Source organism: Pseudoalteromonas sp. SIMBA_162 (assembly GCF_046535955.1).
GTDB lineage: Bacteria > Pseudomonadota > Gammaproteobacteria > Enterobacterales > Alteromonadaceae > Pseudoalteromonas > Pseudoalteromonas marina.
Genome location: NZ_JAWJBQ010000001.1, coordinates 20379 through 46755 on the forward strand (window position 1 = coordinate 20379; position 26377 = coordinate 46755).

Annotated in this window: 17 protein-coding genes; 13 read left to right on the plus strand and 4 right to left on the minus strand. The window is 38.8% G+C overall.

Annotated features, from left to right (window positions below; translation table 11 throughout):
- The first annotated feature begins 2 nt into the window (after positions 1 to 2).
- The 5 genes from R0J88_RS00085 to R0J88_RS00105 all read left to right on the plus strand — a co-directional run bounded on the left by R0J88_RS00085 (position 3) and on the right by R0J88_RS00105 (position 5259).
- Entirely contained in the window at positions 3 to 818 is an 816-nt protein-coding gene (locus R0J88_RS00085; protein ID WP_410898685.1) for a hypothetical protein, read from the plus strand.
- Positions 819 to 880: 62 nt separating this feature from the next.
- The gene (locus tag R0J88_RS00090) at positions 881 to 1573 is read left to right on the plus strand and encodes an amino acid adenylation (protein ID WP_410898686.1); all 693 of its coding nucleotides are present in this window, start codon (positions 881 to 883) and stop codon (positions 1571 to 1573) included.
- Positions 1574 to 1698: 125 nt separating this feature from the next.
- Positions 1699 to 2229: a HEPN domain-containing protein gene (locus tag R0J88_RS00095; RefSeq protein WP_410898687.1), complete on the plus strand. Its 531-nt coding sequence runs from the start codon at positions 1699 to 1701 to the stop codon at positions 2227 to 2229.
- Positions 2230 to 2240: 11 nt separating this feature from the next.
- Positions 2241 to 3788 (plus strand): AAA family ATPase, encoded by a 1548-nt coding sequence (locus tag R0J88_RS00100; RefSeq protein WP_410898688.1) that lies wholly within the window; start codon positions 2241 to 2243, stop codon positions 3786 to 3788.
- Entirely contained in the window at positions 3781 to 5259 is a 1479-nt protein-coding gene (locus tag R0J88_RS00105) for a VWA domain-containing protein (RefSeq protein WP_410898689.1), read from the plus strand. Before R0J88_RS00100 ends, R0J88_RS00105 begins: the two co-directional genes overlap by 8 nt.
- 65 nt (positions 5260 to 5324) lie before the next feature.
- Here R0J88_RS00105 and R0J88_RS00110 read toward each other — a convergent pair whose 3' ends face one another.
- The 3 genes from R0J88_RS00110 to R0J88_RS00120 form a co-directional block, all read right to left on the minus strand.
- Positions 5325 to 6035, minus strand: a complete 711-nt coding sequence (locus R0J88_RS00110; protein WP_410898690.1) for a GGDEF domain-containing protein — start codon at positions 6033 to 6035, stop codon at positions 5325 to 5327.
- A complete protein-coding gene (locus R0J88_RS00115) occupies positions 6029 to 6982 on the minus strand; it encodes a hypothetical protein (RefSeq protein WP_410898691.1) in 954 nt (317 codons plus the stop codon). The genes R0J88_RS00110 and R0J88_RS00115 overlap by 7 nt, the downstream gene beginning before the upstream one ends.
- Positions 6983 to 7084: 102 nt before the next feature.
- Entirely contained in the window at positions 7085 to 9754 is a 2670-nt protein-coding gene (locus R0J88_RS00120; protein WP_410898692.1) for a CHASE domain-containing protein, read from the minus strand.
- Between the two features lie 291 nt (positions 9755 to 10045).
- On the opposite strand from R0J88_RS00120, the gene R0J88_RS00125 reads away from it, so the two are divergent.
- The gene (locus tag R0J88_RS00125; RefSeq protein WP_410898693.1) at positions 10046 to 10915 is read left to right on the plus strand and encodes an alpha/beta fold hydrolase; all 870 of its coding nucleotides are present in this window, start codon (positions 10046 to 10048) and stop codon (positions 10913 to 10915) included.
- A gap of 55 nt (positions 10916 to 10970) precedes the next feature.
- On the opposite strand, the gene R0J88_RS00130 is transcribed toward R0J88_RS00125, so the two are convergent.
- On the minus strand, positions 10971 to 11360 hold the full coding sequence (locus tag R0J88_RS00130) for a DUF2750 domain-containing protein (RefSeq protein ID WP_248519504.1): 390 nt from the start codon (positions 11358 to 11360) through the stop codon (positions 10971 to 10973).
- A 214-nt stretch (positions 11361 to 11574) separates the two neighbouring features.
- Between R0J88_RS00130 and R0J88_RS00135 the strand changes: the two genes are divergently transcribed.
- From R0J88_RS00135 to recD, 7 genes are all read left to right on the plus strand, one after another.
- Complete coding sequence (locus tag R0J88_RS00135) at positions 11575 to 12618, plus strand: alkene reductase (RefSeq protein ID WP_286890398.1); 1044 nt, start codon at positions 11575 to 11577, stop codon at positions 12616 to 12618.
- A 191-nt stretch (positions 12619 to 12809) separates the two neighbouring features.
- Positions 12810 to 15086, plus strand: coding sequence for a TonB-dependent receptor domain-containing protein (locus R0J88_RS00140; protein WP_410898694.1), 2277 nt, complete (start codon positions 12810 to 12812; stop codon positions 15084 to 15086).
- A gap of 69 nt (positions 15087 to 15155) precedes the next feature.
- Positions 15156 to 16280 (plus strand): alkaline phosphatase family protein, encoded by a 1125-nt coding sequence (locus R0J88_RS00145; RefSeq protein WP_410898695.1) that lies wholly within the window; start codon positions 15156 to 15158, stop codon positions 16278 to 16280.
- On the plus strand, positions 16277 to 17332 hold the full coding sequence (locus tag R0J88_RS00150; protein WP_410898696.1) for an alkaline phosphatase D family protein: 1056 nt from the start codon (positions 16277 to 16279) through the stop codon (positions 17330 to 17332). The genes R0J88_RS00145 and R0J88_RS00150 overlap by 4 nt, the downstream gene beginning before the upstream one ends.
- 182 nt (positions 17333 to 17514) lie before the next feature.
- A complete protein-coding gene (gene recC / locus R0J88_RS00155; RefSeq protein ID WP_410898697.1) occupies positions 17515 to 20811 on the plus strand; it encodes an exodeoxyribonuclease V subunit gamma in 3297 nt (1098 codons plus the stop codon).
- A complete protein-coding gene (recB, locus tag R0J88_RS00160) occupies positions 20798 to 24364 on the plus strand; it encodes an exodeoxyribonuclease V subunit beta (protein WP_410898698.1) in 3567 nt (1188 codons plus the stop codon). The genes recC and recB overlap by 14 nt, the downstream gene beginning before the upstream one ends.
- On the plus strand, positions 24361 to 26376 hold the full coding sequence (gene recD / locus R0J88_RS00165) for an exodeoxyribonuclease V subunit alpha (RefSeq protein ID WP_410898699.1): 2016 nt from the start codon (positions 24361 to 24363) through the stop codon (positions 26374 to 26376). The genes recB and recD overlap by 4 nt, the downstream gene beginning before the upstream one ends.
- The last annotated feature ends 1 nt before the right edge of the window (position 26377 follow it).

A 26377-nucleotide genomic window follows, 5' to 3' on the forward strand; every position in this document is an offset into this window, starting at 1 on the left:
TTATGTATAAGAACAGTTTAAAAACAGAAGTATTAGTTCTCCTAGAAGATGAAGATATTAGAAGTAAAGTATGTGAAATAGCATTCGAGTATTCAGAGAAACACTTAACTACTTTGTCGCCAAATAAGATTGAAGAATCAAGCCAAAAAGAGTGTCATGGTCTACAAGCTGAAAAAGATACGTTAAAAGAAGAAAATGCAAAACTTAGATCTATGCTGGGACTAAAAGAATCCGCTTTAGTGGAAAGTGAAAATTTAATTCAGTCTTTAAATGTTGAAAAATCAGGTCTGGAGAAAAATTTATCTGTAGTTTTGAGTGATGTCGAAAAAAATGAAAAAACACTGACAGAAACTTTAAGTTTATATGAAGAGCTAAAGAGAAAAATTACATTTTACAGAGATAACTTTGAGGAAGACCTTAGGATTAAAGAGGTTTATGAGGAGCTCTCATCACAAACTAAAGTATCAATTAAAAATATTTTTAAAGATACAACACCAAAAGGGTTGGTTGTTTGCGGGACTCAAGAAAAGTTTATATTTAGCTTCTGGGACTATATTAAAGCTGAAATAAACAATAGTAACAATCAAGACGATAAAAAATTAGTTTGTTTATTTGAGTTATTGTTTACTCGTTTCAAGTTAGCCTTTCCTATGTTTGAGCTACAACAAGTTAAAGTGGGTGATGTATTTGATAATCAAAAATTTGTAAAACATCACAGTAGCCAAAATATGAGTGGGCCGATACAAGCATTATTATTCCGAGGCTGTGTAAATAACCAAACTGGAAAAGTAGTTAAGCAATCTATAGTAGTACTTTAGCTGCCAAATTATATGCTCATCAAAGCGGTTATTTAATGTGTTTTAGCAAAATAAATTTGTTTATGAAATTTCGACTTTGTGCCTCAAACGCACTCAATAAATACCTAAAAGCTGATTTACCTCGTTTGCCACATGAACCCGGTAAACAAGCGGGGGTAAATACCCTTATTAGCGATAGTCATTGTTTTAACTGGCAATTACAGATTATTGATAATAGATATAAATCTCGTGAAAAAACAATCATTGTTTGTGAAGCGAATAGCCGTTTTACGTTTTTTATACCGGTTAGTTTAAAGTTATCGCAAAAAGAATTAACTCAGCACCTACAATATGAATGGCAGCTAATGATGGCTGAAACGCTTGAGGTGTATCAGTTAATACCGCGCAGCGATATTGCGGTGCTGTTAAGTGAGCTATCTAAAATAGAGTTTACTCCGCACTGGGTTAAAAATACCGATTTAAGTATAAGCGGGCATATTAGCGATGCTGCACTTTGGGTTACTCAAACACTACAAGAAGAGGGGCTTTATGAGTTACCTAAAGAGCTTGCCATTGAGTTAGCTATTTACTTAAACACCCAACCTAAACGTATTACTAATAAAACCACTGGCCGCAAAGAGAAGTTTATACCCATAGAGCGCCTACTCACTTATTGCCAATCGCTGATTACTGTTCAACAACATGATGATGAGTCATCAAACGAAATAGTTGATACCAGTAATATCATTAATTTTAGTGATTATAAAAAAGATTAAAGCCAGCTAGATTAAATTTTCACAAGCTTGTGAAATTATATTTTTATAAATTTTTGTATAGCATTACAAAAAATAAAGCAGTACTAACAAACATCTAATTGTTAGTTAAATATTTAAGGAAGAAAATGACCCTCTCATTACAAAATTTTAACAGAGCCCTATCTGAAGCAGAACAACTATTAGCATGCTTTGAAACGTTAAATAACCATCCAGAATTATGCTCATATGATGTTTTAAAAAAAGCGAGCTTAATAATGACGCTAACCGCATGGGAAACCTATGTTGAAGATGTGGTAACTGAAATTTTTGATGCCAAGTTTAGCTTAATTAAAGGCTCTCAATTTGGTCACTTTGCAGAAAAACAATTGCATGAGCGTTTAAAGTTTTTTCATAATCCAAATTCAAATAAAACCAAAAAGCTTTTTGAAGAGTTTTTTGGAGTAGATATTACTGAGCAATGGTCATGGCCTAATGTACTACCAAAAGATGCCAGAGAGCAGTTAAATAAGTGGATTTCGAAAAGAGGGGAAGCCGTACACCGCGCACAGCTTGATACAACTCAACCACAAATAATTAAAAAAGATGAGCTTGAAAAGTGTTTGCGTTTTTTTAAAGCGCTTGCACAAGCAACAGACAAAGCATTAGCAGTAATTTAAAGGAATAAGTAATGAGTTTACAAACAAGAATAAAAAAATTAATTGATCAAATTTCGGTCGGAATGCATGAGCGTGAGGAGATAATCCCGGTCGCATTACTTGGCGCACTAACTGGGCAAAATACATTTTTATATGGCCCACCAGGTACAGCTAAAAGTTTGATATCGCGACGTATTGCTAAAGCATTTGATAACCCGCCTTATTTTGAATATTTAATGAACCGTTTTAGTACACCAGAAGAGGTGTTTGGGCCGGTATCGATTAAAGCGTTAAAAGAAGATCAATACACACGTAAAACTGAAAATTATTTGCCTAAAGCAGAGTTTGCGTTTTTAGATGAAATTTGGAAGTCGAGCCCTGCAATATTAAATAGTTTATTAACACTTATAAATGAAGGGATTTACAAAAATGGGCAAGAGCTTGAAAAAGCACCTTTAAAAGCCCTAATTGCAGCATCAAATGAAACACCTGAAGAAAACCAAGGCCTAGATGCTTTATATGATCGTTTTATTATTAGGTTAATGGTTGGCCCTATTGAAATAAAAGAAAACTTTGAAAGCTTAATTAGTAGTAAGCCAACCCATGCTGAAATTAAAGTCACTGATGAGGTAGTCGTTAAGAATAATGAATGGGCTAGCTGGCTTAAAAAAATTGATACGGTTGAACTTTCACAAGATACGTTAACAATAATTCATTTAATAAGAAAAGAACTGTCGGATCAATTTGTAGAGCTTGGTGTTTATGTATCAGACAGACGATGGCAAAAAGCCGCACAATTGCTAAAAGCCTCGGCATTTTTTAATAACCGCAAACAAACTAACCACAGCGATGCTTTATTATTACGTTATTGCCTTTGGACCACCGAGAATAATCGCGAAGATGTTGAGAGTATAGTAAACAGTGCAATAGAAGAATCTGGTTTTTCACCAGAGTTAAGCTTAGCTGAGCTTGATAGAAAAAAAGATGCGCTTGATAAAGAGATTACTAATGAGATTTTTCATGAAAAAGATGTGTACGAAACACATGATATTAATGGTAAAGAGCACTATCAAGTGAAACAAGTATTTTCATATAGAGGGGGATACTATGCATCAGATACAAAAACAACAACACGAACTTTTTATATCCCTATTAATAAAATGAAGAGTAAAGACACCTTTAACCCTTTTGATGCGAATGGTAATGAGCTTGAAACTTATACATGTACGTTTGATGGTCAAGGTAGTTGCGAAGTTAAAATTACTGGATTAGAGGGACGATATGACTCTACAGCCCATGTAACACCAAAGATTCTATATAAAAAAGGGCAAAAGAAACAAAACGTAAATAATCGCTTAATTAATGCTTTAAAAGCTGAAGTTAACAAGCTTACACAGAGCTTGAGGACAACTTTAGAATTATGTGAGGCTAAGCAAGCAGAGTATGTGTCTAGCTTGTACTCACCATTTGTGTCTGAACAATCATGCAATATAGCGCTAAATGGCATTAATCAACAAATAAGTAATTTGAAGTTAAGAATTAAAGATTGTGACCGTTTAAAAGGGTTATGTAGTGCGTAAAGTTGATGAACATGCAACCACTATGCTGGCTGAAATATGTAACGATTACCAAGGTGTATTTGAGCAAGCGCCCAACTTAGCATTACAAGTAGAAGAACGCTTAAAAAATTGGGCCGATAAAACGAACCGGCATTGCTTATTAGAGTACCCTTATTACGATGCTCAAAATGAGTTGGATGTTTTTAATAGTTTAAACTTTGATAGCTTAACTATTAGAAAATATGAACTTGCGTTAAATAAATACAAAGCTTTGTGTCTAAAAAGCGACGTTAATTACAACCAAGACTTTTGGGATACAGATTTAGTTCACCTCAAAAATGAGGCTGTTGCGTCAAAAAGTAATAACGTTAAAGCTGCTAGTGATTTAGCCACTTCTGCTAATTTATTGGTAAAAGAGTGGCAAAAATTACTGTGTTCACTATATGAACAATGGGAGCTAGAGCAAATACTTTCATTAAGAGAAAAGTTTTTAAAAAGCTTAGTTAAAAAATTAAAGCTTATTGATGAAATGCTTACCTTACTGAGTAACATAGGTATTGAACCAGGCATTTTACTTGATCTTTCAAGTGGTTCTTTAAGGCTAAATAATTTAGCTAAAGTTAAAAGCTTAATGGAACGAATTCATAGTGATGAAGGAATTAAAAAGCTATTAGACTTGTTAGGTCGTATTAACCAGGTTAAAAAAAGTGAAAAAATAGAAACAGTTACTCATTCTTATATACGAAAATCTCCCATAATTGATATTAACTCTAAAGAAGAAATAGTAGGTATTAAATTATCTAAAGATATTGAGCATGCACTACCTTCTGAATTAGCGCTATTAAGCGACGAGGACACATCAATTTTATTTGATCTTAAGTATGTTGAATCTTCTTTGATGTGCTTTGAAATGTCGGGGCAGCAATTTATTGATGAGGAACATGAAGTAGAAAAAGAACAAACCATTGATGAAGATGAGCAAAAAGGCCCTTTAGTTATTTGCATTGATACCAGTGGTTCAATGCGAGGAACGCCTGAAACTGTTGCAAAAGCCGTTGCCTTAGTTATGTCACTAAAAGCGCAAGCTAAAAATAGAGATTGCTATATTATTAACTTTTCTACTTCGATTAATACCTTGGATTTATCCAAAGGGTTTAGTTTAGAAAAGTTGACGGACTTTTTGTCAATGTCGTTTTATGGTGGAACGGATGTAGGACCAGCTATTAGGCATGCAGTTAATTTAATGACAGAAAACACCTATAACAAAGCTGATTTACTTATCGTTTCTGATTTTATAATGGGTGGACTACCAACGTCGCAAATAGAGGCTATATCCGCTTTAAAGCTGAACGGAAATAAGTTTTTTTCTTTAGTGGTGGGTAACTGTTACCTAAGTAAACGCCTCAGAGAAGTATTCGATCAGGAATGGATATATAATCCTCATAATGGAAGTATTAATGAGCTGGTTGCTATTGAAAGCTGGCTAGATTAATAAAGATTTTCAAATCCCCACCATCATTCAATATCAGGACGCCTTTGGGCGTCCTTTTTTGTGCTTTAAATCTGCTGAGTGGTATTGTGGTTAGTAGGTGTATTATTTTTACGAGCATATTTTGCCGCATACATTCTTTCATCAGCTAAAGTAAAACATGCTTTATAATCTGTGCACTCACTGCTGCTAGCAATGCCAAAGCTTAAACCAGATTGCGGCCACGTTTGCTTTAGTTGAATATGCGCTTTATTAAGTGCTTTAGATGTGTTGTCTGCCAATTTTTCTAGCTCGTTTAACGACGAAGCACAACACAAACATATAAACTCATCGCCTCCAGTTCTATACACATCTCCTAGGTTGGCCAGTTCTTTTTTAATTAATTCAGTAACATTGATAAGTAGTTTGTCGCCACTGGCATGCCCTAGTTGATCGTTTATTGATTTCATACCATCGCAGTCAATAAATCCTATTAAATAATAATGGCCTATAGAATTTAGCTTTTCTTGTAGTAGTAAACGATTGCCTACTTTTGTAAGTGGGTCAATACGGGATTGCTCAAGGGCATTAATATAATCGTTTTGCTTTATTTTCAGCCATTCGGATAATGAAAGTAATATACAAATACAATCAATAGCGAGGGCAACAAGCACCCAAAGTTCAGCTGAAGCCGTTACGAATAAATTAAGGTGAGATAAAATAAAGACAATAAGTGATAGGCTGTAAACAATATTACCGGTTAAAAAGTACTTTGCTCTAAAATCGTTTAAGCTCAACATTTAAAGCCGAGCACTAACGTTAGTACCACCCATATTGCTGCTAAAGTGTGTGCTAAATAAAATACCCAATGAAAGGGTAGTACTAGGTTTATAAAGCCACTAATAAAAGCGACATAAGAAAAATACTTTAAAAATTGGCTTATTCGTGTTTTTTCAACCGTATGAAAATTAAATAAGTAATAGGCAAAGGCGCTGGCTGAAGATATCGCAAACGAAAAAATATACATACCAAAATAATGTGAGTTTATGCTTTTAAAGCTGTAAAACACGCCAAAAACCCCAGCCGCAAACGCCCAACCAATTCCGTGTAAGCCAATATAACCTGCACAATATAACGCAACGTTTTGACCTGTTTTTAAATAAAGAATGAATGCCATGCAGGCAAGGGTGAGCATAATGGTGATGGACATTATACTGAGTGAATTTATAAAAAACTGCTGGTATATAAATGTAGGCTCATCTAAAAAGGTTACACTCACTGGTTTGGCGTAATGACGTGCATTTAAATAAAGCCACAGTACGCCTTGAGAATTTGTTTCTAGGTTTAATTGAAACGCTTGTCCATGCATTATAATTGCTGACTGCGACAAATTACCCTGAGAAAAATCAGCAATTAAACGAATTCCCTGTGTATCTTGCCAATAAGCAAAACCACCATCTAGGTAGTTTGCTTGGGGTAATACAAACCAGCGTTCTTCATTCAGAGTCGACACTGGTATTTTAGCAACAGCGGGTCCACGCATTTCAGATAAAGAAACAAGAGGGCTTTGCTTATTTTGATATGCACTGATTATTTGTTCACCCGAAACAGGTGACTTTATATTAACTTGTTGCCAAATAGCTGGCCCAATTTTTTTAATTTGTTCATCATTAAGCGATTGAGCTAATGTACTAAAAGGCAATAGGGTCAACAATATACATAAATATAAACTAAATAATCTAAGCATACTCCCCCATTAATTTGCTTATGTGCTTATGTAAAAAATACTTTATAAGTATTTATATAACCATTTAATACCCAATATGTCAGTTTTTAAGGTATTTCGGTTTTAGCCATTTTTAATATGTAATGCGTTTATTAGTTTTTGTTTTTCAATAGGTTTTGATACGTACCCATCAAAAAACTGTTCATAAAGTTGCTTTTGTTCAGAGAGTACATTGGCTGTAAGTGCAATAACTGTTTGTGATGCATCTATCCTTTTTATGGCTTTACACGCTTCAAAGCCATCCATTTTTGGCATTTGTATGTCCATTAAAATTATATGAGGTGATACCTTTTTGTATAAATCTATTGCTTCATAACCATTATTAGCAATGACTAATTTAGCACCTGTAGGCTCAAGAAAAGAGCTCACAATTATTTGGTTAATTTTATTATCTTCAGCAATCAAAATAACTTTATTACTTAGATCGGGAAAATCTAAATTTTCAGTATTATCAGTGCTTGGTATTTTGTCAGCTTGTTCTAACGGTAGGTATACATAAAACTGGCTACCCACACCTTCTTCGCTTGTTACTTTTATGTCACCGTCCATAAGGTTGATTAGCGACTTCGTAATTGGCAATCCAAGCCCTGTTCCACCATATTCACGCGTGGTTGAAGACTCTGCTTGTTCAAATCGTTCAAAGAGCCTGTTTACAACATTTTTTGGAATACCAATACCTGTGTCTGAAACAATAGCGCAAACTTGTTCATCGTCAGTTAGTTTAAACTCAACCGTTACACCTCCTTTGTGTGTAAACTTAATTGCGTTGTATATTATGTTTAAAAACACCTGCCTTATTCTTACAGCATCACCACGCCAGTATTTATGATGAATCGTTGATTTAAATTTTAGATAAATATTTTTATCTTGGGCAGGTACTAATAAATCAGACTCTAAATGATGAATTAATTCGTCCAGCTCAAACACCTTCTGCTCAAGAGAAAGTTTACCGGCTTCGATTTTAGAAAAATCCAGTATATCGTTAATAATAGTGGTTAATGAGCGAGTAGAGTAGAGTGCTTTTTTTAAGTAGTCTGTTGATTTATCATTCATCGGTTGCTCTTGCAGTAACTGCAGAGTACCTAAAATACCATTCATAGGTGTACGTATTTCATGGCTCATGTTCGCTAAAAATTCAGATTTAGTCTTAGAGCTTTGCTCTGCGAGTTCTTTTGCATGAGCAAGCGCGTGCTCGTGTTTTATTTGCTGCGTTAAATCAAACGCAATGCCTAAAAAACCTACAACTTGGGCTCTGTTATTCAACAGCGACGTAACACTTAAGCTGACTTGAATATGCTTGCCTTTAGAGTCTACATAGGTCCATTGATTAACATCGGGTTCTGTGGGGGTTGCTTTTACAATTAATGTTTCAAATCCAGGGCTTACTTTTTTATTGAGCTCAATACTCAGTTGTTTTGCTTTGCTTATCAGCTCTGTTTCTAAATGAAATATGCCACAGGTTTTTTTACCCACCACATCAAATGCCTTGTAGCCCAGTAACTTCTCTGCGGCAGGGTTAAACTCGGTGATTAAACCGTTTATGTCGGTAGCTATAATAGAGTAGCTAGCACTGTCTAAAATACTACGCTGTAACATACTAATATCAGCTATTTGCTGAGTTCGCAGTTTTACATCGGTTTCTAGTTTTAAATTGGCTTGTTCAAGAATATTTTTATGTGCTTGTTCAGCTTCACGTCTTAAATTTTCTTTTTGGGCTTTTCGAAAAAATTGTAACTGTATTGCAAGCACAATTAACATAGCAATGAGTGTTAAAAAAATACCATTCACGAGTGCTTGATACTGATAGGGCAAATGCAGGTTTTCTACAAACGCGTAAGAGCCATGCAACGTTATTTGCCACTCACGACCAATCACTTTAGTCACAGTGGATACTTTAAATTCAGTGTTATTTGCTGGATTGCCGTATGTAAAAAAGGCCACATCAGTTGCATCGTTGAGATCGCTAATGGTTAAGTAGTTTTCATCAATCTCAAATAATGAGTTTAAAATATTGTCTATAAGCAAAGGGGAGTATGCCCAGCCATGCAGTGCTTCAAGGCGTTCATCGTTGGATGCAGGAGTGATCTTACTCTTATAAATAGGTAATAGAATCAAAAAACCATGATGAGCTTTCTGATCTGCTTGGACTAACGTAATAGGTGCAGATAATTGCGCATTATTTGCAAAAACTGCGCTTAATGCTGCACGTTTACGAATAGTTTCTGAGCCAATATCTAACCCTATTGCTTGTTTATTACCACTTTCAGGAAAAATATATTGGATCACAAAATGATCATTTTTATTTTCAGTAAGTGTTTTAAAATTAAATAGGCTATCGGGGCGTTCGCTTTGTGCTTTATTTATAAACGCGGCAAGTTCGTTATGTGTTACTTTTTTTATGTACCCAACGCCGTTAGCACCAGGAAACTCTTGGGCGTAATCTCTTGCGTTTGAATAACTCTTAATTGCGGTGTAGTTTAAGTTTTCAATACCAATACCCTGTATAAACCCTTTAAGGCCAAATAACCCGTATTGATATAACTCCATTCTGTTGTTTATGCCTACGGAGAGGTTTGTTAGCTCGTGGTTTAAAGCCGCTAATACTTTTGTGTCTAATGTTTGCTGATGTTGTATTTGTTGAAAGTAGGTTAAAACAATACCTGTAGTGAGGATTACAACCTGAAGCAAAGCACTTAATAGCACCCCTTTACTAGCTCTACTTTGCAAAGCCATTTAGCAATCCTTTTGTATGGTGTTTTTTTAGATTGTATTACTGCCTAAGAGCTTTGAATATAGCATTTAATGGTTAAGTTACAAGCTAATAATTAACTAAACTCTTTGTTAAATAGTACGTTGCTTAATACTTTTATTTAGCGTGGGTTTTCAGTTAATACCGTATTTATAGGCATTTTTGTAATGAAAAAGGCTTTCTTTTAATCAATGCGTTAAAGCTTGCTGGTGATTTTTCGAAGTTTATGGGTAATTGTGTTACAACACTTAAATAAAAAAGTTCTGGTTCATAACATGTACACACTTTCACAATGGCAATTAAGCGGTCAATTTATAAATATAAACGGGCATCAAATTTTTACTAAAACGGCAGGGAATACACATAACCCCGCGCTTGTTTTAATTCACGGTTTTCCAAGTGCAAGCTGGGATTGGGAAGGTATGTGGGATGAACTTAGTAAACACTACTTTTTAGTGACACTTGATATGCTTGGATTTGGGCTTTCGGATAAGCCATTTAAAGCGGATTATAAAATTGCAGAGCAAGCTGATTTATACACACATTTTTTACAGCGTTTAAATATAAGTAATGTACATATACTTGCCCACGACTATGGCGATACCGTTGCCCAAGAGCTATTAGCGAGGCAAGTGGCTAATCAAAGTGAAATACATATACACAGTGTGTGCTTTTTGAATGGCGGGTTGTTTCCTCAAGCACATAAACCGTTATTTATACAAAAGTTGTTACTTTCAAAGCTGGGCTGGATAGTCCCTAAGCTAATGAGTAAAAAAAAGTTTGCCAAAAATTTAACCTCTATATTTGGCGAAAACACACCACCCACACCTGTAGTTATAGATACGCTTTGGGCGCTTTTAAATCACAATAATGGTTTACGTGTTATGCCAAAGTTAATTAATTACATTACACAGCGAAAGCAAAACGAGCAGCGCTGGGTTACTGCAATTATTAATAGCGATATACCGGTTATATTTTTTGCAGGTGAGCAAGACCCAATATCAGGGAAACACATGCTCGAACAGTATGAAAAAATAATACCTAATGCCCGCACGCAAGGCTTTGTTGAGCTTGGGCACTATCCGCAAGTTGAAGATGCTAAGGCAATCACTCAGGCTTATTTAAATTTTAGAAAGCAGGTATAAATACGCGGCTATTGTAAAGCCGCGTTTATAAACTAAATAAAGTTATGCTAGTTACTTAGTATTTTTTCTTTGGTGCTTTTAGTTGCCTTTCAAATTCATCAGGAAATAAAATAGTGCCGTCGTCTTCCTCTGTCGGGAATACGGCAATAAGTAAGTCGTCTTCTTCAAGGCCAGGTGTCCATCGGCTGAACCAGTCATTAGTAGGGATTGCTTTAGGTGTGCATCCTTCCCAGTCGCCCGTTGCCCATGCTTGTGCAAATTCTCGTGTAGGCCATACAGGCACACAATCGTCATCTTCGTTAGTAAGCATTACACAGCCGTCGTCGTCATTTAAAATCCATACTTGCTTGTACTGTTGTACGGTTTCAAACATAAAAGCGAGACGCTTTTTGGCCCCAAGGCCTAAAATTACGTCGTGTTCTTCGGTTGCATTTGCGCGTGTCATGATGGGCTCACTTTTGTTGCGGTCAATTTATATTTATAGCGTACAAGTATATCGAGTTATGTGACATCGTGTTGAAAACTTCACAATTATTTTTGTTATTTAGATCTGTTTTATGGGTTAGTCAGTATATTTTGAGCAAACATTCAAAATTGATCTTGAATGTTGCCTAAATGGCCGCACTTAGTATGCATACACTTAATCAAGGATTTATAAAATGAACACAGATTTACTTACACCATATCGATTAAATGACACGATTGAACTTAAAAATCGTGTATTAATGGCACCGCTTACACGTTGTATGGCTGACGAAAATTTAGTGCCAACGCAAGATATGGTTGAGTATTATGCTCGTCGCGCAGACACAGGTCTCATTATTAGCGAAGCGACAATTATTCGCCCAGACGGGCAAGGTTACCCAACTACGCCTGGTTTGTTTACACGCGAGCAAATTCAAGGTTGGAAAAAAGTGACCGACGCTGTTCATGCAAATGGTGGCAAAATGTTTGCTCAACTTTGGCATGTTGGCCGAGTTGCGCACCCTCACTTTTTTGATGGTGAAGTACTTGCCCCTTCAGCAATCGGCGTAGAAGGTTCTGTGCCCCGCATGCGCGAGCTGACTTATATAACACCAAAAGCGGCAACCATTGATGATATTAAATCGTTAATTGCAGATTTTGCCAAAGCCGCCGAAAACGCAATTGAAGCCGGTTTTGACGGTGTAGAAATTCATGGCGCAAACGGCTACTTAATTGATCAATTTTTACATTATGAAGCCAATGTACGTGAAGACGAGTACGGCCAAACACCGCAAAACATGGCTCGCTTTGCACTTGAGGTTACCGATGCAGTTATTGCTGCAGTAGGTAACGAGCGTACAGCACTGCGTGTAACACCTGGCGCCTACTTTAATATGAGTGAAGATAACCGTGACAAAGCGGTATTTGACTACTTACTACCTGAACTTGAAAAACGAAACCTTGCTTACTTGCACGGTGGTATTTTTGACGACAGCACAACATTCGAATCGCTAGAAGGCAAAACAACTTCAGCGTTTTTACGTGCGGGATACAAAGGAACACTGGTAGGCGTAGGTAGCTACAGCTTTGAGTCAGCTAAAGAAGCAATTAATGAAGGTAAGTTTGATTTGATTGCGATTGGCCGCCCGCTAATTGCAAACCCTGATTACATTAGCAAAGTAACTAACGGCGAAGAGTTAGTGCCTTACAGCGACGAGATGCTTGCTGAGCTTAAATAACGTTTAGCAATTAAATAAAAAAAGACACTTAATAACCTTATTGAGTGTCTTTTTTTTTACATATTTTCGCCATTATTTTCTCATATTTGTTTAATCTTTATGTCAATAAAACAAAGCTTTATTGTCATATTTAAAAATCATACTGTGCCCGTTTTCATAATAAACCATTAATAAAATCAAACGGGACAACAATGTACGCTTTAAAGAGTAAATCGATTTTGAGCATGGCCATTGCCATGGCGGTATCAACATCTGCTTATGCTAACGACGAAACCACTATTGAAGAAGTAACGGTTGTGGCAAAGCCAACCAGTTACGCTAATAATGTGATTGAACCTGCCATGTTAGAGCAGCAAAGCACGGTTTCAAGTGTGTTGTCAGTCATTGATAATTTGCCAGGCATTAGCATAAATGAAGGCGACGCATTTGGCGGTGACGATTGGTCTACCACAATTACGATGCGTGGTTTTAGTATTGACGGGAATCAGCAACAGTTAGGTATGACGGTTGATGGCATTCCTAATGGTGGCTCTAACTATGGCGGCGGTGCAAAAGCAAACCGCTACTTAGACTCTGAAAACCTTGCAACCGTTGAAGTAGGACAAGGCACGTCTGATATTAAATCGGCTTCACTCGAAGCACTTGGCGGTACATTTAACTTTGTCAGTAAAGCACCAAGCCTTGAAAAAAGCACTACTTTTGCTTACACGTCGGGCAGTCACGATGCTACACGATATTACTTAAAACACGAAACGGGTACATTATTTGATAACACCCAAGCTTACGTTAGTTACTCACAAACTGATACTAGCCGTTGGATTGGTTCGGGTAGCAATGGTGGTAAAGATAACCAGCACGCTGAAGCTAAATTTGTTACTACATTAACGGATTTAACCATTACCGGGCGTATATCATACGATGACGTAAGCGAAACAAATTACAACAGCGTGAGTCTAGCCCAATTTGAGCAAACACCAGACTGGGATCAACTAACGTGGAATTGGACGGGTGTGCCGCATTTTGACCAAATGTTTGCAGAAGGTTGGGGTACACTTCGCGAAAATACGTTAGCATATTTAAAGTTTGAATACGCTATTTCGCCAACGTCATTACTTACTGTTAGCCCTTATTATCATAAAAATTCAGGACGTGGCGATTGGATCCCACCTTACCTAACAACCCCAGTTGATGAAAATGGTAACCCAACAACCGAAGGTGGCTCAAATGCAGGGTCTTACGGTTTTACCGACAGTGAAGGTAATCCGCTTGCACCCAACGCAGATTGTACAGCTAGCTTAAGCTGGCCATGGGAGTCTGGCCCGGGGTTAAACCCTGCGTGTTACGATGCAGGAGCAACACCGGTTATGTCGTATCGTCATACTCATTACAATAAAGATCGCTTAGGCGTAACAGCCCATTATGCCGCTACATTTGGTATGCACGACATAGAAGCGGGCTTTTGGTATGAACAAAGTGACCGCGACGAATCGCGCGATTGGCACAAAGTGATAGATGCACGTATTTATCACCACTACGACAGCACGCCTTACTGGACTCAATATAAAAATACCTTTGAAGCCGATACGCTAAAATGGTACGCACAAGATTCAATGGCATTTGGCGATTTAACGCTTAACGTAGGTGTCAAAAAATACCTCGTTGATATTGAAAAGTTCGACCATTACCAAAATGCAACAACTGCAAAAGTAAACAGTGACTCAGATATACTGTTTAGTGGTGGTATTGTGTACCAGTTAAATAACTCAACAGAGCTATTTACTAGTTATAGCGAAAATTTTGCAGCTATAAAAGATGGTGTGCTTGAGCGCGACAGCTCTGATTTGTCAGCCATTGAACCAGAAACAGCTGAAAATATTGACTTAGGTGTTCGTTACCAAAACGATGCTCTTAAACTCACCGCTACAGCTTATTCAATTGAGTTTGATAACCGTATTACCTTTATTGCACCTGGCAGTGATACTGGCGGCATTGACTATACCATTGGTACTAATGGCTCTTACTTAAATGTAGGCGGTATTGAATCACAAGGTCTAGAGCTTTCAGCAAGTTACATGCTTAGCCCTGAGTGGAGTTTTTACAGCTCGTATACAAATAATAACTCAGAGTACAAAGGTGATGCGCCAGGTTTTGAAGCGGGTGATAAGGTTATAGACTCAGTGGATGACTTATTTGTGCTTTCTACCGATTATTACAGTGGCGATTTTCGCTTTGGTTTGTCGGCTAAATATACCGGTGAGCGTGACGACGTAGATAGCTACACTGTGCTTGATTTAAATGCGGGTTACGCAGCACAAGTTGATGCAGGGCCATTTAAAGCTATCGATATTGCTTTTGTTGTTTATAACGTAACAGATGAAAGCTACTTAGCCGGCGGCACCGGTAATGGTTCAACTTACTTTATAGGCTCGCCTCGCACTGCGGCAGTTACCTTTACAGCTACGTTTTAAGCAATCAATAACGTAAATATAAGCCCGTCACTTTGATGGGCTTTTTATTTAACGTGAGGTGAAAAATTCATGCATAAAATATTAAAAGTATTATTGGCGAGCTTTATTTTATTTACCAACTCTGTGTGTGCGAGTGACGCAAACGTTGTGCTTGTGACCCTTGATGGCGTGCGCTGGCAAGAAGTATTTAGTGGTGCTGATAAAAATCTTATTAGTAATAAAGACTTTGTTAAACAGCCGAGCGATTTAAGTAATGAGTTTTGGGATGAAAACCCACAAAAGCGTCAGCAATTATTAATGCCTTTTTTAACGCAAGTAGTCGCTAAACAAGGTGTAATTATTGGCGACAGAACAGAGGGATCGACAATGTCGGTTAGTAATCCGTGGTATTTTTCGTATCCCGGTTATAACGAAATCTTAAGTGGCGAAGTAGATGAAAATATTAACAGTAACGATAAAGTATATAATCCAAATAAAACCATTTTAGAGCGTTTAGACGCGCAAGCTGAATTTAAAAACAGCACCGCGTTATTTGGTAGCTGGGATGTGTTTCCATACATTGTAAATACCAAGCGCAGTAACGTCTATGTAAATGCAGGGTTTACGCCTATTGTAGAAGATTTATTTGCAGATGCCCCACTTTTAAATGCACTGCAAAAAGAAATTCCCAGCCCGTGGAAAAATGTTCGATTAGACAGTTTTACCTACCGTTTTGCTAAAGCCTACATGTTGGCTAAACAACCAAAATTGCTGGTAATAAGCTTAGGTGAAACAGATGATTTTGCCCACGATGGTCATTACGATGCTTACTTAAAATCAGCGAAACAAAGCGATGCATTTTTAAAAGACTTATGGCAAACCATTCAAAGTACCCCAGGTTATAAAAACAAAACAACCCTTATTATTACTACTGACCATGGCCGAGGGAGTCATGCAAGCGATTGGCAGCACCATAGCTCTAAACAGGCCTTAGCCAATTCACCGCAAGGTAAAAGGGCATTCCCAGAGGGAATTGTTGGTTCGGAGCATATTTGGCTTGGCGCAATTGGCCCTGCCATTAAAGGAAATGGCCTAATAAAAATTAAAAATGTTAAGCAAGCGCAAATTGCCGCTACAGTGCTTTCGGCACTTGGTCAGCAACCACATATAATAAACCCCAATATGGCACCCGCTATTAAAGAGATTTTAAAATGAAAATGTTATTAAACCCTATTTTATATTCAACGCTTGCGTTGGTTGTTAGTGCAAGCGCGATGGCTGCACCATCAAAAATATTGTTTGGCTCGTGCGGGCATCAAGACAAAGACATCCCAATATTCGACACCATAAATAAAGAGCAGGGCGATCTATTTATATTTTTAGGCGACAATATTTACGGCGACACCAATGACATGTCAGTGCTTGCTGATAAATATCAAAAACTAGGTGCAAAACCCGGCTTTAAAACCCTAAAAGAAAACACACCTATAATTGCAATGTGGGACGATCACGACTTTGGTCAAAACGATGCTGGAAAAGAATACCCTCATAAAGAAGAATCGCGACAAATTATGCTCGACTTTTGGGGCGAGCCTAAAAACACAGAGCGTAGAACACGCTCAGACGGTATTTATACCTCGTATATGTATGGTGAAGGCGAGCAAACGGTGCAAGTGATTATGCCCGATTTACGTTGGAACCGTGACACACTTAATCATGTAAGCGAGCTTGAATATTACACCAAGCGTAAATTAAACAACCAAGGCCCTTATAGCCCAACAGAAGTAAAAGGCGCATCAATGCTAGGTGAAGCGCAATGGCAGTGGCTCGAGCGCGAGCTTAAAAAACCTGCTGCTATTAAGCTTATAGCATCAAGTTTGCAGTTATTACCTGATTTTACAGGCTGGGAGTCATGGGCAAACTTTCCAGAAGATCGAAATCGTTTATTTACGTTAATTAAAAAACATAAAGTAAATGGCGTGGTGATCATTAGTGGCGATACACATTGGGGGGAAATATCTAAATACAATCAAAACCTAGATTACCCGCTTATTGAAATGACCAGCTCAGGTTTGACTGAAAAATGGAAAGACGTCAGCCCAAATAAGCATCGCGTGGGCAATTACACGCACAATGTAAACTATGGTGATTTAAGCATTGATTGGAAACAAGCTGACCCAGCTATCTCATTAAAACTCAAAGGAATTGACGGCAAGGTCATTATGCAAAGTAACTTTGGCCTTTCAAGTATTAGCCCTTATAAATAAGAGCGTGATATAAATAACAAACGCACAGTGATTAAAAAGTGATTAAAGTAAGTTCTGTGCGTTTATTTTTTGTTTAACTACCTTCTAACTTGCTGTTTTATTAACGTCATTTTCCCCTTATTGCTACCCCTATAATTGAAAATATCTTACACTGGTTTTACTTCAAGTAAGGACAGTGTCGTATGCTCAATATTATTCAATCAAACCGTATGGAAGCCCTGCAGGCACAGTTTCATCAACTGTTAAAGGTAAGCCCATTGCAAAGCCCGTTCGATAAAGAAGTGGTGCTGGTGCAATCTCCGGGTATGTCGCAGTGGCTAAAAATTGGCTTGAGTGAGCATTTAGGTGTGGCTGCTCAGGTTGATTTTCCGTTGCCATCGAGTTTCATTTGGCAACTATATCAGCAGCTATTACCTAATGTGCCTAAAGAGTCGGCCTTTAACAAACCTAACCTTGCATGGAAATTATTTTCAATTTTACCCACTTGTATTGACGAACCGCTTTATTTACCCCTAAAAACCTACTTAGAGGGCGATATTGATGGCCAAAAAACCTTTGCTCTATGTGAAAAAATAGCCGATGTGTACGATCAATACCTAATGTATAGACCGCATTGGATAGCAACTTGGGATAGTGGCAATGATGAACTTGATGACGTAGATGTCACCATTGCACCATGGCAGCCTGATTTATGGCGCCGAATTGTAAAATTAAGCAAAGCGCTAGGCCAAAGCCAATTTCACCGCGCAAATATGCAGGGGCAATTACTTGCTGCGTTGGAAAATATGGACAACAGCTTATTACCCAAACGCATTAGTTTATTTGGTATATCAGCCATTGCCAATTCTCAGCTTGATGTGTTTGAAGCATTGAGCAAAAAAACAGAGGTGTTTTTATTCTTTTTTAACCCGAGTGAGCATTACTGGGGTGACATAATTGACGAAAAAACAGCGGCTAAAATAAACGCTAAATACGCCAAAATGCCGCTGGTGGAAGCGCAGCAAAAAAAACAATCTAACCCAGATGAAGACTATTACTTTATAGGTAACCCACTTTTATCGTCTTGGGGGAAGTTAGGTCGCGATTATTTTGAACAGCTAGTGCAACTTGATGCCCGTTGGATTGATGGCTTTATAGATGCTTTTGACACTACATTACTTGGGCAAGTACAAAGCGAAATTTATCAGCTTGCGTTTAAAGGGGAGTCGCTTACCGATAACAAAGAATGGTTTATAAACGATGAAGGTAAATTACCAGTAAGTGCAAACGATACCAGTATTACCCTTAGTGACTGCCATACACCGCTTAGAGAAGTTGAGCGATTACACGACTACTTACTTAATTTGTTTAACCAAAACCCTGCGCTGACCCCAAAAGACATTATTGTAATGATGCCCGATGTAGGCACATACAGCCCCTATATAGAAGCTGTATTTGGTGGTGCGCAAGGCAGCCGCTATATTCCCTACGCGTTAGCTGATTTAGCCATAGAGCAAGAAAAACCAGTACTAAGCTCGTTTGCCAGCTTAGCTAACTTACCGTTCTCGCGGTTTGGCGTATCAGATATTTTAGATTTACTACAAGTAACCCAAATAGCTGAAAAGTTTGGCCTTGAAGCGCACGAGTACGAACAAATACAATACTGGCTTGAACGCGTAGGTGTTAAATGGGGCATCAATGCCGAACATAAACACAGTTTTGATTTACCCGCCATTGAACTAAATACATGGCAGCATGGTTTAAACCGTTTATTACTGGGTATTGCCATGCGCGACGAGCAATGCCCATTTAATGGTATTTACAGCGCCGACGAAGTAGAAGGAATGGCGCTTGATACGCTTAATAAGCTGGTAGACTTTATCGATGTGCTTCAAAACTTTAAAGCCAAGCTTACCCCCGACGACACCCTCACTAACAAGGCACAAATTTTAAGCGAGCTACTTGGCGCTGTTTACGAGAGTGAAAGCGACGACAGTTGGGATTTATTAGTGCTGCAAAAAGTGCTTGAAGATATTCAAAAGCACCACGATAACGGCGACTACAATCAAGCGGTGTCGCAGCGCATAGTTAGCTATTTAATAAAACAGGGTATACAAGAAAAAGGCGTCGGTCAGCGATTTTTAGTAGGGCAAGTAAATTTTTGTACGCTTATGCCCATGCGCGCCGTGCCATTTAAAGTAGTGTGCATGCTAGGTTTAAACGACGCTGACTACCCACGTAATGTTCAGCCTATAGGGTTTGATTTAGTACCACACTCTAAAAAACAAAAAGGTGACCGATCACGAAAATTAGATGACCGTTACCTATTTTTAGAAGCGCTACTTAGCGCCCGTGAAAATCTTTATATGAGCTATATTGGCCGCTCCTGCTTTGATAACCAACCTCGCATGCCATCAACCCTGGTGAGCGAGTTATTAGAATACATAGGGCGTAGTTTTACGCTGGGTGACGACTCATCTAAAGCATTACCGGCATGTTTGATTAGCCAGCAACACTTGCAACCCTTTAATAGCCACTACTACCAAGATAATAAAAATAGTACCGTGCTTAATGATCATAGTTATAACCCAATTTGGTTGCCAAATGAGCCCATATTACCAGAGCCAGTTACCGCACTTGATGTAAAACCACCTGAACAGTTAGAGCTTGATGTATTTATACGCAGTGTTTGCAGCGCACAAGAGAGTTTTTACAATCAAACCTTGGGTTTACGTTTGCCGCAATTTAACGAAGTAGCAAAAGATGAAGAGCCATTTAGTATTGATGCGCTGCGCCGTTACTTTTATTTAGACGAAATATTAGAAGCCACAATTAACGATACGCCAATAAGTACTGAGCAAATTTTGCAACGCGGCGAGTTACCGCAAGCGAATGTGGGAAGTTTAGTTTTACAAAGCATGCAACACCGTGTTGACGCGCTTGCAGGGCAGGTGAAAGAGCAAATAAAAGCGGGTAAAAGTGAGCCTATAGAGGTGTCGTTTAATATTCAAGGAACACAAATTCAGGGCTGGCTTAACCATATTTTTATGCAAAAGCAGGTGTTTTACCGCAGCGCCAGTATTAAAGCCAAAGACATGATTAAAGGCTTTATTTATCACCTTGTGGCACAAAGTTTGGGGCATAACCTCGAAACGTTATTACTTGGGCTTGATAAACAAATTAGCTTTGCGCCTATGGGCAAAGCCGACGCTGATTTAATTTTGGCAGATTGGTTTGAATTATATAAAGCACTGCGTAAAGAGCCTGTGGCGTTTTATCCGGTAAGTGGATACGAATACATAAAAACGGGTGGCGATATGGCAAAAGCGATGAATAAATTTAGTCCGCAATACATAGGCCGAGGTGAAGGTGAAAACCCTTACATTAGATTAACGGTGCAATCACTTAACGACTGCCAAGACGAGTTTATTAGCTGGAGCGAAAAGCTACTCGCGCCGTTATATGAGCATGCTAAGGAGAGCGACCATGCAAGCGCTTAATCCACTTACTATGCCACTCAAAGGGCAAAGTTTAATAGAAGCCAGTGCCGGTACGGGTAAAACGTATACTATTACCGGGTTATATTTACGCTATTTACTTGGCATGCAAATACCGGGTGAGCTTAATGCTCCTTTAAGCGTAGAACAGATTTTGGTAGTAACGTTTACCGACGCTGCTACTCAAGAAATCAAAGACCGTGTGCGTAACCGTATTATTGCAGCCAGAGATGCATTACTTGGGCAAAACCCAAACGATGAGTTAATTGAAGGGGTTATTGCTGCTGTAGACGACAAACACAGGGCCTTTGATTTACTGGACGCTGCCGCAAAATCGATGGATGAAGCCGCTATATTTACAATTCATGGCTTTTGTCAACGAATGTTAAAGCAACATGCGTTTGAATCAGGTGTGGCATTTAATTTAGAGTTTATTTTAGACGAGCGCGACATACTACTCGAAACAATAAAAGACTTCTGGCGTTCGTTTGTTTATCCACTGAGTGAAGAAAGAACCGATGCTATTTTAGATGTATTTTCAGCACCCGAGTCTTTATTTTCACAGGTAGCCAGCATTTTAAATAAAGCCAATGCGCACATAACACCGCAAATAAACTTAGATGATGTATGGCAAGCTCGTGATGAATACCTAGCTCTCATCCCACAGTTTAAAGAAGATTGCCAAGAACACGGATTTACTGATGCTATTAAAGGCTCCGGCCTAAGTGGTGCTAAAACCCCCGCTCGCAAAGCAAGCCTTGCAGCGCTTGATGCATTTTGTGCAAGCGGTGACGTGTTTTTTGAGTTTGGTACCAATAAGTATTCGTTTGAAATATGGAGTACCAAGAACTTAAGTGACACCACTAACTATAAAAAAAATCAGCCTTTGTTTACGCATCCACTATTAAGTCAGTTTGATACCTTATCAGCGCTTAACAACACCATGAACCAAGGTTTAAAAATAGCGTTGGTACAAGAAGCTGCACGCTGGGTAAAATCAGCCATTGTTAAGCGTAAGCAAGAGCAAAGTGTGATCACCCCCGACGACTTACTCACTAATTTATACACTGCACTTAATAATGAGCAAGGTGATGTGCTTGCGCAAAAAATTGCGCAGTTATTTCCGGTTGCTATGATAGATGAGTTTCAAGACACCGATCCGATTCAGTATGGTATTTTTAGTCACATTTATGGCCAAGCCAATACTACACTTGCCATGATAGGCGATCCTAAACAAGCTATTTACGGTTTTAGAGGCGCAGATATATTTACGTATATAGGCGCAAAAAAGGCGGTAGACGAGCCTCAACAATTTACACTGGGCACTAATTTTCGCTCAAGCAGCGATATAGTAAACAGCGTAAATAGTTTATTTAGCAAACACGACAACAGTTTTATTTATAACGATGTTATCCCGTTTAACAAAGTGAGCGCTAAGGGTAAAAAAGCAGATGAATCGTTTTTAATTGATGGTAAACCGGCCAACGCCTTTGAATTTAACGTGTTTGTAGATGAAGCCGCCGATGAAAAAAATAAACCCACCAGTAAAGGATTAGGGCAAGCACACCTAGCCACTTACTTTGCGAATAAAATAGTCACTTTATTAGAACGCGCTAAACAGGGCACGGCGTGCATTGGCAAAACGCCAATAAGTGCGGCAGACATATGTATTTTGGTGCGTGACCGCGTTGAAGCGCAAATAATGAAAAAGGCTTTGAGCGAGGCTAAAATTGCCAGTGTGTATCTATCCCGCGACAGCGTGTTTAGCCAAGAGTTGAGCCATCATTTACTTAATTTTTTAACTGCATTACATGGTCAATATGACGAGTCATTACTTCGTGGTGTGCTCGCAGGACCGTTATTTTGTTTAAGTTATAACGATGTATACGCACTTGCCGATAACGAAAACGCTTGGCAAGATCACTTAAACTTTTTTGCTCAGCTTAGCCATATTTGGCATAAGCAAGGGGCAATGGCCATGCTTGAGCGATTACTAAGTCATAATCAGTTAAGTGCTAAATGGCAAGGTTTAGGCTACAACGTGGAGCGGTGGCTTACCGACTTTAGGCACCTTGGTGAAATATTACAGCAAAAGCAAATTGAGCTTGAAGGCACATTACGCTTGCTGCGTTGGTTTGCGCAAAAGGTGAGTCAACAAGATGGCGAAACCGTACAGGTACGTTTAGAAAGTGATGCCAACTTAGTTAAGATTGTGACAATGCATGCTTCAAAAGGGCTCGAATATCCATTGGTATTTATGCCGTTTGCCAGTGGTTATCGTGAAACTAAAGAAGCGCTTTATCATAAAAATGGCAAACTTATTTATGATTTAAGTAAGGATGAAGACGCACTCCAGCAGGCTGAAAAAGAGCGCTTAGCCGAAGATTTACGTTTATTGTATGTAGCGCTTACGCGCGCAGTGCATTTTTGTGCGCTGGGTGTTTATAACATAGGGCAAGGGCAAAGTAGTCGGTTAGCAATTCAAAGTAGTGCGCTTGGGCATGTGCTGTTCTCAGAGCTCGAAATTTCAAGCAGCCAAATATGGCGAACACATTTAAGTGAGTTTTGCGACAAGCACACATTCATGTGTTATCAACAATTTACCTCTGAAGAATTACGCCAACAGGGAACCTTACAGTTTGCTAATACCGAGGCTGCTCAGCAAATTCTGAGTGTAAAAAATAGTAAGGCGCACATAGAACGAGATTGGCGTGCAACCAGCTTTAGTGCATTGAGTTTTAAAAAGCACAGTGATGAATTAGCCCCAGGACGAAGCGACGAAGATCACGAGAAAGACGAGTTTGCCGTTCAACAAGACGAACTCCCTTCACCTTTTAGTTTTCCTAAAGGGGCAAAGCCAGGAAGCTGTTTACACGAAATTTTTGAACAAATTGATTTTACAAGTCCCGTTGTTCACCCCACAAACAGCGAGCAAAATTTGTCACAGGTAATTAAACGGGCCTTTGAAAAATATCACATTAGCGACACATGGCAGCCAATTGCGCAGCAGTGGGTGCTCGATGTGCTAAATTGCCCATTGAATGCTCAAACTGATTTAAGTTTAAGTAAGCTAGCGCCCAGTGACTGCTTAGTCGAAATGGAGTTTAATTTACCGCTGACGAGTTTAAGTGCCCCCAAGCTTAACGAAGTGCTAATTAAACACTTTGGCTTTGTACAAAGTAAGCTGGATTTTTCTCATGTTAAAGGGCTTTTAAAAGGCTTTGTGGATTTAATATTTTGCTACCAAGGGAAATATTATATTTTAGATTATAAATCTAATTACTTAGGTAATACGCCTAAAGATTATGAACCCGAGCAGCTAGAGCAAGCCATGAGCAGCCATCAATACCATTTACAGTATTTAATATATACCGTAGCGCTGCATAGGCTATTAAAGCAACGCATTAGTGACTACTCAATTGAGCGTCACTTAGGGGGCGTGTATTACACCTTTTTACGTGGCATGCCAGCAGGGCAAGGTGTTTTCTTTAATCAATTGACACTAGAGCAAGTAACTATCTTAGATGGCTTATTTAGCCAAGGAGCCATGCTATGAGTGAGTTAAATCAACAGCCGGGTTTATTTGACGCGCTAGAAGACGACGTTGAACAGGCGCCTTTAGCGCATGAGCAACAGGCAGTATCTAATAGTGTGGTTACCGAAGTGCCGTTACTGGATTATTTAGTGGGCGAAAATAGAATACGCGTCGTTGATGTAAAACTTGCGCAGTTACTCTCAAATACGGATAAAACAACACATAATGAGCTGTTTTATATTGTATTATTGTTATGTATAGCCCAACAAAGCCAGCACAGTTGCTTAACTTTAAACACCATAGATTGGGCCAATCCATTTAATTTACGTCAAAGCGACTTTAATAAAGTTGAAGGGAATATTCCCACTACGTATAGCCCATTTGTGCAAGGGTTTAACCAACAAACCGCGTTAACCTATTTACAAAATCATCAAAGCGTTGGGGATGCCAAACCACTTCAGTTATTTGACCAACGCCTTTATTTTTCGCGTTTGGCAGCTTATGAGCACATACTTGCAGAGCGGCTATTAGCCATGAGTGAGCGAGCGCTTAATATTGATAGTCAAACTCTTACTGCTTTATTGCAGCATTATTTCCCAGAGCCCCCCGTGGACGACGTTGACTGGCAAAAAGTGGCGTGCGCCATTGCAGCAACTAAAGGGTTTAGTGTAATAACCGGTGGGCCAGGAACAGGTAAAACAACCACAGTAACTAAGTTGCTGGCTATATTGCAATCGCTTTACAAAGCAGCGCCATTAAGCATAAAGCTGGTGGCACCGACGGGTAAAGCTGCGGCAAGGCTAAGTGAGTCTATTTTAGGGGCTAAAAATCAGCTAAGTAGTATACCCGACGATATAAAAGCGCTGATCCCTGATACTGCGCAAACTATTCATCGCTTATTGGGGGTAAAACCTTTTACTAATAAATTTAGACACACTCAAAGCAATCCTCTGCACCTAGATGTGTTAATTATTGATGAAGCAAGCATGGTGGATTTATCGCTAATGGCGAAATTAATTGAAGCTTTGCCTGCTCATGCTCGATTAATACTGCTTGGTGATAAAGACCAGCTTGCCTCGGTTGATACAGGCAGCGTTATGAGCGATTTGTGCCAAGGGCTTGCACTTGGGCGCACACCAAACTACTCAAAGCAGCGGTGTGATGAACTAAATGCGCTTTGTTTTGATGATCAGCCTACATTAATATCGCAGGGAAATAGCCTATTTAAACTAGCCGATTGCATTGCCTTTTTACAACGCAGTTACCGCTTTGACGCTAAAAGTGGCATAGGGCAACTAGCATTGGCAGTTAATACAAATAATAGTGGCTTATTAAATTATGTAGAGCAGGAAAGTGTTGAAGGGCGTTTTAGTGATGTTATTTTGGATTACGACTTTATAGGTAAACCAATAGAAAACCTTGTAAATCGAGCAGCCAAACATTATGCACATTATTTAAATTTAATTGCCCAAGGTGAGAGTGTAGCCAAAGTGCATGCTGCGTTTGCAGGTTATCAATTACTGGCCGCAGTAAAAGAGGGCGACTACGGCGTTAATAGTTTGAATCAACGCATCGAACGGACCCTGCAGCAACAGGGTTTAATAAACGTAAACCCAAACCAGCGCCACTATAGTGGTATGCCTATAATGGTGAGCCAAAACGATTACCAATTAAAGCTATTTAATGGCGATATTGGTATTTTAATGAATGATGAAGCTGGGCAGCTTAAGGCTATATTTATTGACGAGCAGGGCAGCACACGTGCATTTTCACCGGCTCGTTTACCCGCACACGACAAAGTGTTTGCAATGACAATACATAAGTCTCAAGGGTCAGAATTTAGCTATACCGCAATGGTTTTACCGCCACTACAGCAGGCAAGTGTTGGGGTTAATCGCCAGCTTGTTTATACCGGAATTACCCGTGCTAAACATACTTTTGAGTTAGTTGCCGATAAAAAGGTACTGCAGTTAGCAATGAATAAAACTGTATCGCGCTCATCTGGTTTATATGAGCGGTTACAAGTGAAATAAC